The sequence below is a fragment of the Mesorhizobium sp. B2-9-1 genome (assembly GCF_006439455.1).
Classification (GTDB): domain Bacteria; phylum Pseudomonadota; class Alphaproteobacteria; order Rhizobiales; family Rhizobiaceae; genus Mesorhizobium.
In genome coordinates, this window is sequence record NZ_VFTP01000001.1 from 789,411 (window position 1) to 806,590 (window position 17,180).

Annotated in this window: 13 protein-coding genes; 9 read left to right on the forward strand and 4 right to left on the reverse strand. The window is 57.9% G+C overall.

Features of this window, described 5'->3' with window-relative positions; translation table 11 throughout:
• Positions 1 to 62: 62 nt before the first annotated feature.
• Positions 63 to 1,496 (forward strand): exopolysaccharide biosynthesis polyprenyl glycosylphosphotransferase, encoded by a 1,434-nt coding sequence (locus FJW05_RS03905; protein WP_140627953.1) that lies wholly within the window; start codon positions 63 to 65, stop codon positions 1,494 to 1,496.
• Between the two features lie 25 nt (positions 1,497 to 1,521).
• Here the strand turns inward: FJW05_RS03905 and FJW05_RS03910 are convergent, their stop codons facing one another.
• Positions 1,522 to 2,199, reverse strand: coding sequence for a polysaccharide deacetylase family protein (locus tag FJW05_RS03910; protein WP_140542363.1), 678 nt, complete (start codon positions 2,197 to 2,199; stop codon positions 1,522 to 1,524).
• A gap of 387 nt (positions 2,200 to 2,586) precedes the next feature.
• On the opposite strand from FJW05_RS03910, the gene FJW05_RS03915 reads away from it, so the two are divergent.
• Both FJW05_RS03915 and FJW05_RS03920 read left to right on the forward strand, forming a co-directional pair.
• Positions 2,587 to 3,951, forward strand: coding sequence for a nucleotide sugar dehydrogenase (locus FJW05_RS03915; RefSeq protein WP_140627956.1), 1,365 nt, complete (start codon positions 2,587 to 2,589; stop codon positions 3,949 to 3,951).
• A gap of 9 nt (positions 3,952 to 3,960) precedes the next feature.
• Complete coding sequence (locus tag FJW05_RS03920) at positions 3,961 to 5,211, forward strand: glycosyltransferase family 4 protein (RefSeq protein ID WP_246673188.1); 1,251 nt, start codon at positions 3,961 to 3,963, stop codon at positions 5,209 to 5,211.
• An 18-nt stretch (positions 5,212 to 5,229) separates the two neighbouring features.
• Here the strand turns inward: FJW05_RS03920 and FJW05_RS03925 are convergent, their stop codons facing one another.
• Positions 5,230 to 6,132: a glycosyltransferase family A protein gene (locus FJW05_RS03925; protein ID WP_140627959.1), complete on the reverse strand. Its 903-nt coding sequence runs from the start codon at positions 6,130 to 6,132 to the stop codon at positions 5,230 to 5,232.
• A gap of 379 nt (positions 6,133 to 6,511) precedes the next feature.
• Between FJW05_RS03925 and FJW05_RS03930 the strand changes: the two genes are divergently transcribed.
• A complete protein-coding gene (locus FJW05_RS03930; RefSeq protein ID WP_140627962.1) occupies positions 6,512 to 7,672 on the forward strand; it encodes a GNAT family N-acetyltransferase in 1,161 nt (386 codons plus the stop codon).
• A 211-nt stretch (positions 7,673 to 7,883) separates the two neighbouring features.
• Here the strand turns inward: FJW05_RS03930 and FJW05_RS03935 are convergent, their stop codons facing one another.
• Positions 7,884 to 8,537 (reverse strand): class I SAM-dependent methyltransferase, encoded by a 654-nt coding sequence (locus tag FJW05_RS03935; RefSeq protein ID WP_210239085.1) that lies wholly within the window; start codon positions 8,535 to 8,537, stop codon positions 7,884 to 7,886.
• Between the two features lie 574 nt (positions 8,538 to 9,111).
• Here FJW05_RS03935 and FJW05_RS03940 point away from each other — a divergent pair.
• The 4 genes from FJW05_RS03940 (at position 9,112) to FJW05_RS03955 (ending at position 13,989) form a co-directional block, all read left to right on the forward strand.
• The gene (locus tag FJW05_RS03940; protein WP_140627965.1) at positions 9,112 to 10,128 is read left to right on the forward strand and encodes a hypothetical protein; all 1,017 of its coding nucleotides are present in this window, start codon (positions 9,112 to 9,114) and stop codon (positions 10,126 to 10,128) included.
• 272 nt (positions 10,129 to 10,400) lie between these two features.
• Entirely contained in the window at positions 10,401 to 11,546 is a 1,146-nt protein-coding gene (locus tag FJW05_RS03945; RefSeq protein WP_140627968.1) for an acyltransferase, read from the forward strand.
• 11 nt (positions 11,547 to 11,557) lie between these two features.
• On the forward strand, positions 11,558 to 13,054 hold the full coding sequence (locus FJW05_RS03950; protein ID WP_140627971.1) for a hypothetical protein: 1,497 nt from the start codon (positions 11,558 to 11,560) through the stop codon (positions 13,052 to 13,054).
• Positions 13,051 to 13,989 (forward strand): glycosyltransferase family 2 protein, encoded by a 939-nt coding sequence (locus FJW05_RS03955; RefSeq protein ID WP_348639801.1) that lies wholly within the window; start codon positions 13,051 to 13,053, stop codon positions 13,987 to 13,989. Before FJW05_RS03950 ends, FJW05_RS03955 begins: the two co-directional genes overlap by 4 nt.
• Positions 13,990 to 14,018: 29 nt before the next feature.
• Here FJW05_RS03955 and FJW05_RS03960 read toward each other — a convergent pair whose 3' ends face one another.
• Positions 14,019 to 15,332, reverse strand: a complete 1,314-nt coding sequence (locus tag FJW05_RS03960) for a polysaccharide biosynthesis/export family protein (RefSeq protein ID WP_181164835.1) — start codon at positions 15,330 to 15,332, stop codon at positions 14,019 to 14,021.
• Between the two features lie 289 nt (positions 15,333 to 15,621).
• On the opposite strand from FJW05_RS03960, the gene FJW05_RS03965 reads away from it, so the two are divergent.
• Positions 15,622 to 17,145, forward strand: a complete 1,524-nt coding sequence (locus tag FJW05_RS03965; RefSeq protein WP_140627979.1) for a hypothetical protein — start codon at positions 15,622 to 15,624, stop codon at positions 17,143 to 17,145.
• Positions 17,146 to 17,180: the final 35 nt, after the last annotated feature.

A 17,180-nucleotide genomic window follows, 5' to 3' on the forward strand; every position in this document is an offset into this window, starting at 1 on the left:
ATGTGTGCAAGCGGGCGTTACGGCCTGCCTGTCTATCGTCAACACGGTCCGGTGTATTTGCAATGGATATGTCGCCGATCGCCAGTTTGGAGACAGCAAGGGAGTTTGCAGCCAGTCCTTCCGGACGTTCCCTCGTTTCGTACCGGTCAGTAGCCCCGCTGGCCATCACGGCGGATACATTGACCATTACCGCGGCGTGCGCCATCTGGAGCGTGCAATCGGGCGCAGATGGAGGCGGGGTGGCGATGCTAACATTGGCCATTGCACCCATCGCCTGCGCGCTGTTCGTGTGCTCGGCGAAGCTGGCCGGCCTCTACCAGCCTTCGACAATTCTTTCCGAAAACATGCGCCTCCATGTCGTTACGTCGCTATGGCTATGCACGGTGGCGCTCCTTGGCGTAAGCACCTTTGCTCTGGGCAAGCAGGTTGATCCGGAAACCGGCGTTGCCTTGGCGCTCGATGGACTGATCTCGCTTTTCGCTCATCGAGTTTGCTGGCGGCTGTTTGTCCGCAGAGATTCAGCAAAAGGAACCACGGCAGGACGCAAAGCGGTTTTGATCCACCAGGGAGCCTCACTCGATGCCAACGCAGCCCCTGAGCTGCAGCAGCATGGAATTCACATCGAGTATCGATTGAACCTTGGGACGCCGGATAACGAAGTGCTGATACGGCAGCGGATCGAACTTGCAGTCGCGATCGCGCAGAACTCAGATGTCGATGAGATACTCATAGCGGCCGATGTTCGGGATTGGCAGCGGCTCAAACCTCATCTAGCGCTTCTGCGCCAACTTCCGTTGCCAGTCTCGCTCATTGCCCGCGACTGGCTGGTCGATTTTGTAAGGCAGCCGGCTCAGATAGTGGGATCGTCGGCTCTCGTCGAACTGCAGCATCCGCCGCTCTCTATTATGCAGCGGGCAGCGAAGAGGCTCATGGACGTCGCCATCTCAATGGCCGCTTTGGCGCTGCTTTGGCCGTTCATGACACTTATTGCCGTGATGATCCAGCTCGACTCGCGCGGACCGGTCCTGTTCAGGCAAACCCGCATAGGTTTCAACGGTAAAGCCTTCAAGATATACAAATTCAGGACCATGAACGTCCTGGAGGACGGCCCAGGAATCCAGCAAGCCACTTCCGAGGACAAACGCACCACAACGTTTGGCCGTTGGCTTCGTCGAACCAGCATAGACGAACTGCCGCAATTGCTGAACGTCCTCATGGGTGACATGTCGGTCGTTGGACCGAGGCCGCATGCCGCTTCGCATGACAGCGAATTCGGTCGAGCGATCGCCAACTACGCTTTTCGCCGTCAAATGAAGCCGGGCATCACAGGCTGGGCCCAGGTAAGCGGACTTCGCGGCGCAACGCCGGGGGTCGACCTGATGACGAACCGGATCCAGATGGACATGCTCTACATAGAGAGGTGGAGTATCTGGCTGGACATCCGCATAATCCTGCAAACACCGTTTGCCGTCTTACGCGGGCTAAACGCGTACTAGACGCGACGATGGCAGGGCACAGCAGTTACCAAACAGACTTGCGAGCGTGCGAGAGACTGGAGCGCAGCCGCTTGAGATAAGAGTCCTGGAGGACTAGATCCTTTGGGATGTCTTTCCATTGCCATGAGCGGTCCAGCGTGTTGCGCGGTTTCAACCATGCTTCCTTGGTGGCGATGCCGCGACCCGACGTGTAGACACGGCTGTAGCCTTCAGTTTTCAGTTTTCTCAAAACGCGGCGATCATAACGGCCGAAAGGAATACTGGCCTCATCGATCTCGCAACCGCAGATGTCTTCCAGCTTGTGCTTGGCATCCACTGTTTCGGTCTGCAGACCGGCATCATCGAGCTTGCTCCAGTCAAGGTGGTGCATGCCGTGGCTCCCGATCCGCATACCCTTCTGAAGAAGTTGCCTGATCCCCGATGCACTCAGATATCCGCGGCTTCCCACTCTCCCTGCGCAAACAAAAAAAGACGCACTGAGATTTCTTTCCAGAAGTGCGGGCAACGCAATGTCGAGATCGCTTTCATTGCCGTCGTCAAAGGTGATGAGGAGGGGGTAATTGCTCGCAGCTGCAGATACTTTGTCTAGGGCGGCGAGAAATGGATCCGCATCCCACCAGAAATCCAGTTCGGCTTTGTCGATACCGGGTGGGGCTATGCCTATGCCGTGGAAGTTGATGAAGCGCTCTTTCGATCCAACCACACCTAATTTCCTATGGTCGCTTTATTCCTTATGATCCTTTGCGCGCAGGAACCGATATCCGGCGCAAGGGAAGTACAAATCGACGTCTGCGAAAAACCCTCCCACCATGAGCTTGTGGTGTTCATTCTTCAACCCGGCCTATCGCCTTTCTCGCATCGCATGATCCGTCCAAGCTCATCAGCGCGGCGGGCTTCGCAGAGTTGGGTGCGATCTGAATGCAGAGAACATCCCCCTTTTTGACCATGCCTAAGGGGCATTCTACCCATAAGTGTGCGGTCGCTTCGCTCAACGGACAGCTCCTCAATTCGCCCGGAGTTGGAACAATGCCATTGTTTGTCTGAGGCGATCTCTGCCCGGCTCAAACATGATGCGGAGTTAGGGGCGTCCATGAAAATAGCTGTATTCGGGCTGGGCTATGTCGGATTTACCACCCTGTGCTGCCTTGCACACCAAGGCCATGAAGTGGTTGGGTTTGACGTCAACGGCCGCAAGGTCGCGGGCGTCAACTCCGGAATTGCACCGATCATCGAGCCGGGACTTGGCGAAATGCTGCTCCATGGGCTGGCGGAGCATCGCATCTCGGCGTTCGTGGAAGTCGAAGACAAGCTCGAAGACTGTGACGCCGCAATAGTATGCGTCGGCACGCCAAGCGGAGCGGACGGCGCCCACGACATGAGATTCGTGACTGAAGTCTCAAAGGAAATAGCGCTGCACGTGGGGCACAGCCTCGCGAAGCCGTTGACCGTCATCTACCGCTCGACCGTAAGGCCCGGAACAATGGAGGGTCTGATCGCACCGATCTTCGCAGGGTTGCTGGGAGACGCGGCGGACCGCGTTGAACTCGCCTACTGCCCCGAATTTCTGAGGGAATCTTCGGCCGTCAATGACTACTTCCTGCCTCCGAAGGTGATCATAGGAACGCAGGACGGCGAGCCAAAGACAGCGTTAGACGAGCTTTTTGCCGGCTTCGAAGCGCCGCGCTTCGTGACGCGATTTGCGGAAGCCGAGATGACAAAATTTGTCGACAACAGCTGGCATGCGATGAAGGTGGCGTTCGCCAACGAAATCGGCCGGATCGGCCTTCAACTCGGTGTCGATCCGGCGAAAGTGCACGAGATCTTTGTTTCCGACACAAAACTCAACATTTCTCCATACTACCTGCGCCCCGGCGGAGCATTCGGTGGCTCGTGTCTGCCAAAGGACGTCCGTGCATTGCAGAACATCGTGGCGGACTGCGGGATAAATGCGCCTTTGATCGACTCGCTCCTGCGCTCCAATGACGCCCATAAATACTGCCTGTTCCAACTCGCCACAAAGGGTCTGAAGCCGGGAGCATCAGTGCTTCTCGCGGGCCTGGCTTTCAAGGCCGGAACGGACGACCTGAGAGAGAGCCCCAATATCGACCTTGCGCGCAGCCTGCTGAGGGAACGCTACAGGCTCTCGATTTTTGATCCGGCCATCGACGCCGGCAAGTTGGTCGGCGCCAATCTGGGCTATGCGTGGTCGTGGCTTCCGCAGTTTGCCACCCTGCTGGTGAGCAAGAAGCAGGCCGAAGCTCGACGTTATGATCGGGTGATATTCGCAAACCGCACTGCGGGCATGCTTTCCTTCTCGAGGGCGCAGAGCGTGATCGACCTCAACGCGCTGTCGGACAGCGCAAACTGGCTGCCAGCCCCTCCCGCATCCCTGGAAGAGTCTGCTCAGCCTGGTGATGCCGCCCTGCCGTTCGATGTCAGGCGCGCTGTGGCTTAGGGGAGAGACATGTCCGCCATCTCAATGTTTGGGGCCGAACAAACTCAATCCGGCAGCCTTTCTGCCCGCAAGGTCCTGATGATTGTCGAAAACCTGCCCGTGCCGTTCGACCGGCGCGTTTGGCAGGAGGCGCGTGCATTGCGTGACGCTGGCGCGGAGGTTTCCATCATTTGCCCTGTCGGAGTAGGGGCGGAAGAGCATGAAGAGACGTTGGAGGGCATTCACGTATACAGGCATGACTTGCCGGTCGAAGCCAAAGGCGCATCGGAGTTCCTCCTCGAATACGGCGCGGCGCTCTGGCACGAGACCCGGCTGGCATGGAAAATCCTGTTTAGGCATGGGTTCGAGACCATCCATGCTTGCAACCCGCCGGATCTGATCTTTCTCGTCGCTCTGCCGTTCAAGTTGCTCGGCAAGCGTTTCATTTTCGACCACCACGACATCAATCCCGAGCTTTACGAGGCGAAGTTCGGCAAGCGTGGGCGGCTGTGGCGGCTTTTGTGCCTATTCGAATGGATAACATTCAAATGCGCCGACGTCGTCATTTCGACCAATGAGAGCTACCGAAGGATCGCGCTCACCCGTGGCAGGAAGCGCGAGAGCGATGTCTTCGTGGTGCGGTCCGGTCCGGACCTGACACGCTTGAGGATCGACTGCCCCGACCCCGGCCTGAAGAAAGGACGCAAGTTTCTCGTGGGCTATGTCGGCGTGATGGGGGAACAGGAGGGAATCGACCTACTTTTGCGTAGCGTCAAACATCTCGTTCATGAGCGCGGTCGGCAGGACATTCAGTTCGTTCTTGTCGGCAGTGGCCCGCAAGTTGGAAATCTCAAGGAACACTGCCAAAGTTTGGGGCTGAACGACTATGTCACGTTCACCGGTCGGGTTCCCGACGAAATGCTCTTCACCGTGCTTTCAACAGCCGACGTGTGTGTCAATCCGGATCGCGTCAATCCGATGAACGACAAGTCCACCATGAACAAGATTCTCGAGTACATGGCTTTCGGCAAACCAATTGTGCAATTCGACGTCACCGAGGGGCGTTTCTCGGCGGATACAGCCTCTCTCTACGCCCGCCCGGATGATCCGATCGACTTTGCTGACAAGGTTGAATGGCTGCTTGGCAACCCCGAACAGCGCAAGGTTATGGGTGATTACGGCCGCGATCGTTTGCAGCGGGAACTTGCCTGGAGCTATCAAGTGCCGAACCTTATCGCCGCCTATCAACGAGCCAGGGCCACCGCTCCGAGGAAGCCGTGAGCCGGGTCTTCCCTGCGCTCAGACGCGGTTCCATTTGTCGAGGATGCGCGAGGCGTCTGCTCCGAATCCAAGAGCCAGCATCACCTTGCATCGGTAAAGGCGAACCAGGACGACGCCGTACATGGCAAGCATGCGCGCCCTTGGGCCTTCGATGCGATCGGAAAAGCCCACCCGGAGCAACTCTGCCGCGGGCGAGAGCGCGACCGCGAAACTGCGCAAGATCCAGCGCGGCCGCCACCCTCGCTCAGAGCGTGCCCGATTGAAATCGTGAGCAACATGCCGTTCCCATTTTGCAGCGATCTCAGTGAGATTCCGGCGGGCGGGATGAAACACTATCATCCCCTTGCGGTAGTGGGTGCGGAAGCCCTTGCGGAGCGCCCGCTGTCCCCAGTCCCTATCTTCCGCAATTTCAATCCCACCGAACGGTCCAACCGCAGACAGAATTTGTTTGCGCATCGCCAGATTGCCGGTCCCGGTATATCCCTGCTTGGTGATGTATTCGCGCATTCGGTAGGCAAAGACGCTTTCGTAAGCTTCAAGTAGGGTAAGTCGGTGTGCGTCCTGACGCGCAATCCTGACGTCGCCGCCTATGATGCCGATATCTTCTCTTTCTGCAAAGCAGCTTTCTATTTCGTAAAGCCAATCGGGATGGGCGATGCAGTCGGCGTCGATGAAAGCTAGCGTTTCGCCGCTCGCGTGGGCTGCGCCGCGGTTGCGCGCTGGCCCGGGGCCGGGTGTGCGCTCGAGAAGGAGCGTGACAGTGGGAAAGGAGGCGCAAAGGTCGCTCGGTATCTGTCTCGATCCGTTGTCGACGACAATGATCTCGACTTTTTGCTGCGGCGGCCGCTGCGCCTGCAAGGATGCGAGACAGCGCCTGAGCATTTCTTGCTGGTCGAGATGTGGGATGATGACAGTGATCATTTCGCGGTCCTCGTGGACTGCCCCAGGTCTGCTGCGGTAATTCATTCCTCGAGCACTTGAGGTGAACACTCGACCAGCGCGATGCAGAAGAGCCATGAAGATCATAAATCGCGGGACGTATGCATCCAGTCGGCCAACGGGTTAGCAATGTGCGTCTTTTGTTCAGATATGCTCCGAACCGGTCTGGACAGATGATGACCCATTGGTGAGACGGAGCCCGAAGCGGGTTGCGGGTGGTTACTGGGGTCCAAAACGTGTTGGCGAGCTGTTCAGGGGCGGAAAATCTTTCATGGGAATGGAGGTTTGGCGTCTCCACCAGCGGCATTTTCGTCGCGCCCAATGCTGGCGCAGTCCATCTCTTGATCAATGATTGCCTCAAATGATCCGCAGCACCCCGATCGAGGGGTCTTCCCTGGTTGTCTCGGCAAGTGATTCATGGCGGGATTTTGCGGCCATGTGGCCGACCATGGCCAATCGGGGCTCGGCTCGCGCCTTCGTTTTCCAGACGGCCGATTTCTTAAACGTTTGGTGCGACACAATCGGGCCGGCGCGCGGCACTCGGCCATTGTTTATTGCGGTGGTAGACGAGCGCGGTGCTCCTCACGCGCTTTTGCCGCTTGGCATCGAGAAGCGCAAATTCGGCTTGAAGGTCTTGTCGTTCTTGGACGGTGGCGTCAGCGACTACAATGCGCCAGTCCTGTTTCCGCACGTCAAAGACTGGCGCCCTTCATTCGTAGGCAAGTTGTGGGATGCAATAGCAAGGATTGCACCCCCTTTCGACATCGCAGTTGTCGAAAAGATGCCCGAGCGCGTGTTCGACATCGACAATCCGCTGACGCCCTTGATCACGGCTCGTTATCCCCACAGCGGGTATGTCATGCGCCTGCCCAGCAGCGTGGACGAGTTTGTCTCCGAGCGCCTCCCGCGAGCCCAGGACACGCGGCGCAAGCTTCGCAAGCTTGGTGAGCGCGGCACAGTCGCCTTCAGGATCGCGAGCACGTCCGCCGAACGCGACGAGATGCTCGAAGCGATGATGAGACAGAAGTCGCGACGCTATATCGAAACGACTGGGGTCGATGGAATGGAGCGACCCGGCTATCGTGCCTTTCTTCGGCAGGCCGCGCTCGAGCTTGCCCCACGAGGCTACGTCCATATTTCGTCGCTAAATTTGGACGGCACGGTCCTGGCGGTGCACTGGGGATACAAGGACGATAGCAGATTTTACTACATGATGCCGAGTTTCGAAGCGGGCGAATGGGTTCGTTTCTCGCCCGGTCGCCACTTGCTCAACCATCTGATTGAGTGGGCGATAGACGCTGGCATGAAGGAGTTCGATCAAGGTCTTGGCAACGAGGATTACAAGACGGAGTATTGCGACGCTGCGATACCACTCCACCAGATCGAGATCCCGAGAACGATGCGGGGTCAGGCCGATCTGCTGGTGCGCAGGTTGAAGATGTCCCTCCGCGACACTCTCGTGTGGCATTCGCTCAAGGGCCTGCGAACCGCGTGGCGGATGCGCAAAATTCCGAGAAGGTAAGGACTGCGCACAGTGACGAACCATCTGCAATTGTTGGGGCTTTGCTGCCAGTCGTTAGACTATGATATCCGATCGCTGGCGTGCTGGAGGCAGACGGCCGCCGCGCGCCTGTTTGTGCCAGCTTGGCCTGTTAGCACTAACGCGACTACCCCACCGCGAGCGCTATCGCAATCGCTATGGTTGTCATTCCAGCGTGAATGCAGCTGCCTCATTAATTGACGGCGACAATCGATTTGGTCATCCCCAGCACCCGCTCCTTGAAGAGGTCAGAGCGAGGAAAGTGATACCTCATCTCGGTCTGTGACAGGAGCTCAATCTCCAGCACATCCTTGACGGCCTGTCCCTGGTCTGGCCGCGACGGTGACAACGGCCAGCGTCGGATCAACTTGGCGCGGGCTGCCTGGGGCAGGAATTGCAGGCCCGGGAAGAGGTAATGCGGCTCAATCGGGAAATACCGATAAGGGGTTTGCACCCAATGATGCGGCGCCAAACCGTGGATGATCGAAGCGAGGTCGGCACGGCGCGCGTGCCCACCCACATGTTCAATCAAGGAATTCGAATACACAATGTCGAATTCCATGGCTCGGATTTCTGCGGGCGGATCGCAGGCGTCGCCCTGCACGACTCTGATCCAGGCAGCCCTGCTCGTCTGGGGTAGGAGATTGACTACCGTCACCCATTTGGGGCGAACCGGACTTCTCTCCCAATGAACCACCGTTCCGCCGAGATCGACCACGCGCATTCGTCCGATGTCGGGGAAGCGCCGCTGGAATTCCGCCCACCGTCTTCTTCGCAAGGTCGTCGCTATCGATCGCTGCTCTCGCGGATCGGTGATGAATTGGCGCAGCTGCAGCATTTCACTCATCAGACTGCCTACCCTCTATAGCGCCCCCTTTTCCACCCGCGGGAAGGGAGGGCGCCCGGTCGAAATCGACACCATCTTAGCTGACGTGGCGATGAGTGGAGCAACTTCGGAAGTCGCTCTCATTATTCATTGTGCTGAACTAGCCATCCACGAAAGAATAAGCCGGCGCTCCGGCCACCTGAATGCGACCGGATGCCCTTCGCGCCCCACATCAGCCAAGGAAGGTGATTTCAGTCCTTGGCGAGCTGCGACCCGGACGCCGCAAAAGCTATTGATCCGTTGCCAGGCATTCGTCGCAGCGAGCCAGATTCCAGACCTGGCATCCACGCGTCCCTGCCCACGGGCGGCTGGCAACGGCATCACCGGGTAGGTTCCTCATCAGTGACGAGCGCCTCGCGGCTATGGCTTTACCACTATCGGCGCTCCGGCTCTCTCGCTTTTGGGTAGCAATCGCCCACCGTCTCTTTGTGTACGATGCTCTCTCGGCGCCTTTGGACCGGCAAGTTGGAACTGGCTCCAAGCGGCTGCGGCTTCGAATCGATGGCGACGCCACTAAACTTGAGGAGCAAAAACCATGGAAAAACCAGCGAACGGAGGTCCCTTACGCCCTGGCGATGTCGTCGAGGTGCGCTCCGCGGCTGAGATTGTCGCGACACTCGACAGGGATAGCGCCCTGCACGGGACAGTGTTCATGCCGGAGATGATAGCATATGTCGGCCAACGCTTTACGGTGTCGCGGCGCGTCGACAAAGTCTGCAACATGGTTGACGAAAGTGGCTCTCGTCGAATGCGCGGGACGGTCTATCTTGAGGATCTGCGCTGCGACGGGTCGAGCCACGGCGGATGTCAGGCAGGTTGCCGTATTTACTGGAAAGAGGAATGGCTGAGCAAAGTCGGTGACAACCACGCCGCGCGTTCTGGGGTCGCCAGCATGGCAGCTTCCGCAGAGCTCGAGCGGACTGCCGGCGCCGCTACGCACCCGGCCACCCCGGTGGATGAAAGCGGGGCGCAGGTCTGGCGATGTCAATCGACTGACGCTCTCAAGGCATCCGAGCCCGTGAGGCGACGGGATTTTGGGCAATATTGGCGCGAATTGACGAACGGCAACTTCAAGCCGATCCCGTTCGTAGCCCTTCTGGTCCGGGCCATAATAATGGACGCGCTCCATCATTTCGGGCTGATAAGGACGCTCCCCCTGCAAGGTCCGAGTAAGGTTGGCTCCAAGCGCGAGATGCTCGGCCTGCAGCCTGGCGAGCTGGTCCGGGTACGGTCCGCGGAGGAAATCGCAGCCACGCTCGACCATCGCGGCGAAAGTAGCGGCCTCTCCTTCGACCGCGAGATGCTTCCCCATTGCGGCGGCACGTTCCGTGTAAAGACTGCCGTGCGGCGGATCGTGGATGAGAAAACGGGCCGCATGCTGAAGATCCCCAAAGACTGCATAATCTTGGACGGTGTCGCCTGCTCAGGCGAACTCAGCGTCAACGGTCGATGGTTTTGTCCCCGCGCGATTTATCCGTTCTGGCGGGAGTCCTGGCTCACCAGGGTCGGCGACGCCGGCGATCAGCCTACCGAACAGTCGTGCCACCGTTAGAATAGCGTGGGGTCTTTTCGAAACAGACTCAAAAAGCACTGGTGGACCTCTCTTCAAGGAGGAGGGGATATGGGTGAGTTCCGGGATAAAATGTCTCACCACTCGCGGGGGAATTGCGACGTCACACCGACAGTCGCCCGTTCCCGCTACGTTCGTACTCCTTTCGTTTCTGGCTGCCATCACAGGCCGCTCTGTTGGCTCGATTAGGTAGTTGCGCGCGCCATGTGTCCCACCCAAACTTCTGCTGCGACCGATCTCACCGGGCCGTCCAAATGATGCCAAATGTTGTCGATTGGAACATGTGCGGCCGAACCCTAGAAAGTCGCCTGGCCGAAACGGGCTTGGTGGGACCGAGCTTCGATGAAGTGAGATTGGCCGCGGCAATCACAGTCCTTCTGCATCATGCCCACGGTTCGATTCACGATGCGAAGGCAGATCTCCTCTTCGCGTTCAGCGGGGGATTTCTGCATTTCGGTCTTCTCGCGGTTCTTGTTTTCTTTGCAATCAGCGGCTTTCTGGTGGCCCCAGGCTTGGTCCGGTCGGGCAAGGTAATCGATTATGCGACAAGCCGGGTGCTCAGGATTTTTCCAGCCCTCATTGTCGTAGTGATCTTATCCATGATCGTGCTTGGTCCGATCCTGACAATGCTGCCGCTGCAGCGGTATTTCTCTGACGATTTCGGCTTGCCACTCTATGCGAAGAACATTCTCACGCTCACTTATGATTTCCTCCCCGGGGTGCAGTTACCGGACGGCCATCCCGCAATTGTCAATGGCGCGCTCTGGACGCTGCATTTCGAAGTTTTGTCCTATATTGCGCTAGCAGTGATGAGTATGGTCGGTATCCTAGGTCGACCACGGCTTCTATTGGCCGTGTTGTTTGTAGCCTATGTCCTTTATGTAGCGAACGGAATCTTTCCTGCCGTCGCCGAACGGCTGCCTGGTCGTTTTGTTACCTTCATCAGCCTCTTCGTCTATTTTGCTTTTGGCGTCGCTCTATCCACTTTCCGTCGGACAATACCCTACTCGGCTGCTTTGGCGGGTCTAGCGTTCCTCATCTTGATAGTTTCGCTTGCGTATGGAGCAGGTATCGTCGCGGCGCCGCTCTGCCTGCCATATCTCGTTGTCTTCGCAGGGCTGTCGAACCTGCCAGGGCGCTCGTTCGTCAGGCGCGATCTGTCTTACGGAGTCTATCTCATCCACGCGCCGGTTCTTTGCTGCTTCAGCATCATGTATCCTGGGATACATTCGTGGCAATTTGTGGCGCTGGTGGCGATGATGGTGACGCTGCCCTTGTCGTATCTCTCTTCCATCCTTGTCGAACAGCCAGCTCTGACCAGGAAAAAGATCATTGCCGGGTGGATTGGCGGCCGGCTTCACTTAATCCAGTCGACCATGGTTCGACTGGTTCGCGTGTAGGAAATCGGCACGTGAGCAGTGTTGCTGGCCAACCGGGGTATTGGAGCCCCAAAGTTAAAAGTCCCGACCGCCGCGCCGGCTTTGGCGAGCGCTTCCAATCCACCAACCAGTTCGCGCGAAGCGGTCCGGCCGCGCTGTCCGGGAAGAGAACCTCCTGGCCGGTATGGGTGTTTCTTATCTCGCTTGAAATACCTTGGGTTTTCTACATCGGGCCGCTTCGGCTCTCGATCTATCGCCTTGTGCTTTTAGCATTGATAGTGCCCTGCGCCGTCCGATTATTCTCAGGCAAGGCCGGCCGGATAAGGCTTGCGGATATCTCGATCCTGATGCTTGCCGTCTGGTCGCTGATCGGTCTCATTGCAAATCACGGGTTGGTCGCCGGGGCCCAATCTGCTGGGATCCTCTTTATAGAAACTGTAGGGCCATACATGCTTGCGCGGTGTTGGATCCGTGACGCGGCCGACTTTCACAACGCCGTTCGCCTGTTTTTTTGGATCATCGTGATTTTGATGCCGTTTGCCGTAGTCGAGTGCCTTGGCGGTGGCAACATCCTGCTCAAGGTGTTCAGTGTCGTCTTGCCTGTCAATGATTATCCGGTCGTTCAACGACTAGGTCGCACGAGAGTTATTTCAATATTCGACCATCCAATTCTATTCGGATTGAACGTAGGAAGCGCTGTGGCCCTCACTTACCTTGTTCTTGGCTACAAGAAAACTGCAGCTCACCGGAATTTCAAGGTCGCACTGGTCGTTGTGACAGCGGCAACCTCTCTATCGAGCGGGCCAATCGCAGGCATGGCCGTGCAAATCTTTCTGATTTTTTGGAACACTTTGCTCCGAGGAAATAGACATCGTTGGAAATTGCTTATCGGAGCGGCGCTCTTGCTGATCGTCGCGGCTGAGATTGTCTCCAATCGATCGGCAATCACGATCGTGACACAAATGATTGTGCTCGACTCCCAAACATATTGGTATCGACGTTTGATCTGGGAGTATGGGTCCGCGACCGCGCTGAGCCACCCCATTTTCGGGATCGGAATGAACGATTGGGATCGCCCAGGATGGATGCCGAACGGCACCATAGACAATTTCTGGCTTCTTGAGGCAATGCGTTTTGGCTTCGCTGCCCCGATCTTCTTGCTGCTGGCAGGATTCTCGACCGCCATCGCCACGGCTCTCAGAAGAAATATTGACGAGAGGCTCGATCGTTTTCGAACAGCCTACCTCATCACACTGGGGTTCCTGTTCCTCATCGGATGGACGGTTCATTTCTGGAACAGCACTTATGTTCTAGCTCTATTTCTTCTGGGAAGTGGCGTTTGGATCCTTGATGCGAAACCCGCCCAAAGCGAGTCGGCGGAGACGGATGCCTATTCCGCGGTATCGTCCCCGGCGTGGCTCGAGATGGGCTCCAGGAGACGTGACATATTCGCCACGTTTCCACCGGGCGGGACGGATGAACAATCATTGCGTCAAGCGACGCGATTTTTGATGGAATCGAAGACGTGAAAGAGATCGGGAACGAAGCCGTGGCGGGAACCGGTCGCGACGAAGAAATGTCGCAGCCAGGAGGTGCGCGCGTGTCCGTGGTAACGGTGACGTACAACAGTCGCCGGCATCTGAAAGCATTCCTCGATTCGCTTCAGACAGGACTCGACGGAATCCAGGATTTTGAAGTCGTCATTGCGGACAATGCGTCCAGCGACGATAGCGTTGCCATAGCACTCTCTCATCCCGTCCGACCGAGAGTTATAAACGTTGGGTGGAATTCGGGTTACGCCGGCGGCATCAACGCGGCTGTCGCGACGGTTGGAAAAGACTCAACCCTGCTCGTGTTGAACCCTGATGTGCGGCTGCTGCCCGGTGCGGCCCGATTGCTTATGAATCGGCTGCTGGATCCCACCGTAGGCGTGGCCGTGCCAAAGATCCTTGATGAGGACGGCAGGCTCACGCTTTCTCTTCGACGCGAGCCGTCACTGAAGACGGCATGGACGGATGCGGTTGTGGGAGGGAAACTTGGGACTTGGATCGGAACAGGCGAGAAGATCAGCGATCCAACGCGATACACGGCCGATGGATTCGCTGATTGGGCTGAAGGCTCGGCAATGGCAATCTCGGCGCGCGTGCGCAAGCTCGTGGGAGACTGGGACGAGTCATTCTTTCTTTACAGCGAGGAAGTCGACTATATGCGAAGAGTCCGCGCCGTTGGGTTGTCAATCGCATATGTCTCGGGAGCAGAAGTGATCCACATCGGTGGAGAATCTGGAACCAACCCATCCCTGTCTGCGCTGTTGACGCGCAACCGAGTCCAGTACTACCGGCGCCATCACGGCTTTCTCTTGTCAGCGATGTTCCAAACGGCTGTGGTTTTGGGGGAGGGAGTCCGCGTGGGCACGGGGCCGACACATCGGGCAGCTCTTTGGGCGGCGCTAACCGCCCAGTAGTCTCGCAGCCAATCTACCGATTCATACTGCTATTGTGTTTCTCCGCCAGGCCGCGTGGTGGTTCTCTGCTGGGACGTAGCCGGGTCGACGATGTCCTGCATCGAGGTGGCCACATACACCTTGACCACGTCGCCGGGCACAAGCGACGTGGTTTCTGACGCGTTCATCTCTTTTGGCCCCTGCCGATCTTGCCGGATGATGACCAGTTTCAGGTCGGAACTGCCCTCGGACGTGGCCCCCGGTACGACGGTGCTGGCTGCCAACAGGAGTTGGCGAATCGTATATTCCCGCGATCTCACTTCCGCGAGCTCGCTCAGCGCGTCTCGCAATTGTGTCGCAACCTCCGTCTGGCGTTGGTCGCTAACGCTGAATTCCTGGCGCGTCGTCTCGCTCAGACCTTGCCGCGCGCGCATCGCGTCGATGTCTCCTTGTGCATGATCGGCCCGCATCTGTCCGAGCACACGCCTCAGTTCTGACCATCGAGATGACAGTACTATGCCCTGCTCGACAAGCTTGGTGATCTTGGCGACCTCTGTCTCGGTCTGGGTGATTTCCTCACCGGTGTCCTTGCTCTTGGTCGCCAACATATCCAGTTCGCGCGTATACATGTCACGTAGGTCGGAGAGTTTGTCCACCTGCCGCGTCTTCTCATTGGCACGTGCCGTGAAGAGGGTACCTTCCAGTGCCATTATCTGGTCGACAAGGTCGCGAGCACCGGCGCCCGTCAATTCGGCCGGAAAGTGGATTTCGGCGTCTCCGCCCAGTTCGGCTTGCAGCCTGGCGATACGGCCGAGCAGCCGCAACTGTTTGGTGTGGATCGTGGTCAGTTCGCCAAGCAGGCTGATATCGCTCTGTCCTGCCTTTTCCGGCGGAGGTCGATAGCGCCCGCCGGCCAAGGCCACTGCCTGCAATACGGTCAAATCCGGCCTGAATTGATACGCGCCAGGCGTGGTGACCGCTCCGACGACGTAGATCGATGGATACTGGGCTATTTCGATCGATACATCTGGGGGGGAGATCAGGCCCATCTTGTCGTGGAGCGCCGCCGATATCTGGGCGGCAACCTCGGCGCTCGTTTTGCCGCTCACATCGAGCGAACCGACGACGGGTACCCCTATCGTGCCCTGGCTGGACACAAGAAAATCGCCGCTGAGAGCTTCCCAGCGCTGGTACTCACCCTTCGAGGGGTTCCACTGGATGATCGAGATGTGGATCTTCGTTTGCGCGGCGAGCCGATAGTCGTCGGCCTGAGCGCCAGCAGCAAAGAACATGGGCGCGGCGCCGGCGAGCAGGGCCGCCGCAAACCTTCCATGGCGAAGGCGGGCAATTGGGTTTGAAGACACTCTTCCTCCTCGACGCGTGCGCTCTCGAGCGGATCGTTGCACTGGCATTCCTAGCAGCCAAGAATAGGTCCCGAGCGAAACCGAGTGAACGCAAGAATAGGACCGAGGCGACGGCCAAAAGGAGAAGGTCCATCGTCGAAAGAAGGATACTTCATAGCTTAACTCGACCTTAGGAAGTGCTTCCACCGATGGGATCGCTACGCGAATCTGGCTGGCACGCAACGAGTGTGCCGGCGCTGTTGTTTCGCCGTCGACATATGCAAAGGATCTTTGACGGCGAGTCGATTTGATGAACAGCCAAGATTTCCGTTTTTACGCCTCGCTCTATGTCCAGCGGCTGCGCTACCTGATCATCCCGATCGTGATGGCGACGGTTGCCGGATTCGCGGCCGCGCTCTTGCTTCAACCGATATACCGGTCGGTGGCCAAAATTCTGGTCGACTCGCCTCGTATATCAACAGAACTTGCCCGTTCATCGGTCACAGCGGATCCCATTCAGCGGCTGCAAGTTCTTGAGCAGCAACTCACGACAAGGGCCAGTTTGCTCGGTCTGGCCGAGAAGTTTGCGATCTTTCCCAAGGCTGATGTCTCCGACGACGATGTCGTTGCACAAATGCTTGCAAGAACCAAGATCGAGCCGGTTGTCCTGAATAATCTGGGTAGCGGCAGCGGCGGGGCTATTGCCTTTACGATTTCATTCGACGCAGCCGACCCCATTCTCGCCGCTGATGTCGCCAATGCTTACGCAAACGCCATGCTCGAAGCGAACGGGCGCGAGCGCAAGGCTGTGGCCGACGACACGCACGAATTCTTCAAGCGCGAGGTGGAACGCCTGGACGCCGCGCTGAAGGACGCCCAAGAAGCGATCCTGAGCTTCAAACTGGAGCATAGGGAGGCTCTGCCTGACAGCCTCGAGTTTCGCCGCATGCAGCAGAGAGCCTACGAAGAGAGGCTGGGTCAAATTCAACGCGAGATCATATCCCTTCAGCAAAAGCGTTCGATGATTCAACAGATATCGGCTTCGGGGGGGCAGGGAGCAGCGGCTGACGATCAGCAACTGACCGAGTTGCGGCGTTCGCTTGCGGAGCAGGAGACGATCTTCAAGGATGGCAGTGCGAACCTTGTGGCGTTGCGGACACGGGTCGCCGATCTCGAGAAACGCATCTCCGAAAAGGGCAAGACCGCAATGGATGCCCCACGCGCCGCCGGGATGTCCCCCGAGCTTCGCCTGCAGTTGGCCGACACTGAGGGTCAGCTCTCCTTGATTGCGCAGGAGAAGGAATCCATTGGACCGCTGCTTGACGACCTGACGCGATCGATCGCTGACACAGAAATGAACACTACCAAACTGCGCGCGCTCGAGCAGAATTACGAGGCCGTGCAGACGCACTACAACGAGGCAGTCGCCAGGTTGGCGGACGCATCGACCGGACAGCGTATCGAAAAGGAAGCAGTTGGCCAAAAGCTGTCGCTTATCGAGCCGGCGACCCCACCGGACAAACGTGTCTGGCCCAAACGGCAGGCGATCGTCCTTGGAAGTTTCGGGGCAGGCATCGGATTGAGCTTCGGCATCTTCGCGCTCACGGAAATCTTCTTCCCAACCATTCGCCGTCCTGCCGATCTTGCAGCCGTGTTCCGGGGGCAGCCTTTTGTCACCATCCCCTATATTGCGGCCGATAGCCTGAAACCTGCGCGTAGGATGCGTCTGGGCGTAGCCGCCCTTATACTGCTTGTGGGCAGTAGTCCGATCTTCCTGCTTGTAGATTTTCACCCGCCCGCAAGTTTCGGGGCAAACAGTGCGACCTCGAAGTAGCCAACGGCCCCACATCAAGGAACGGATACGTGCCG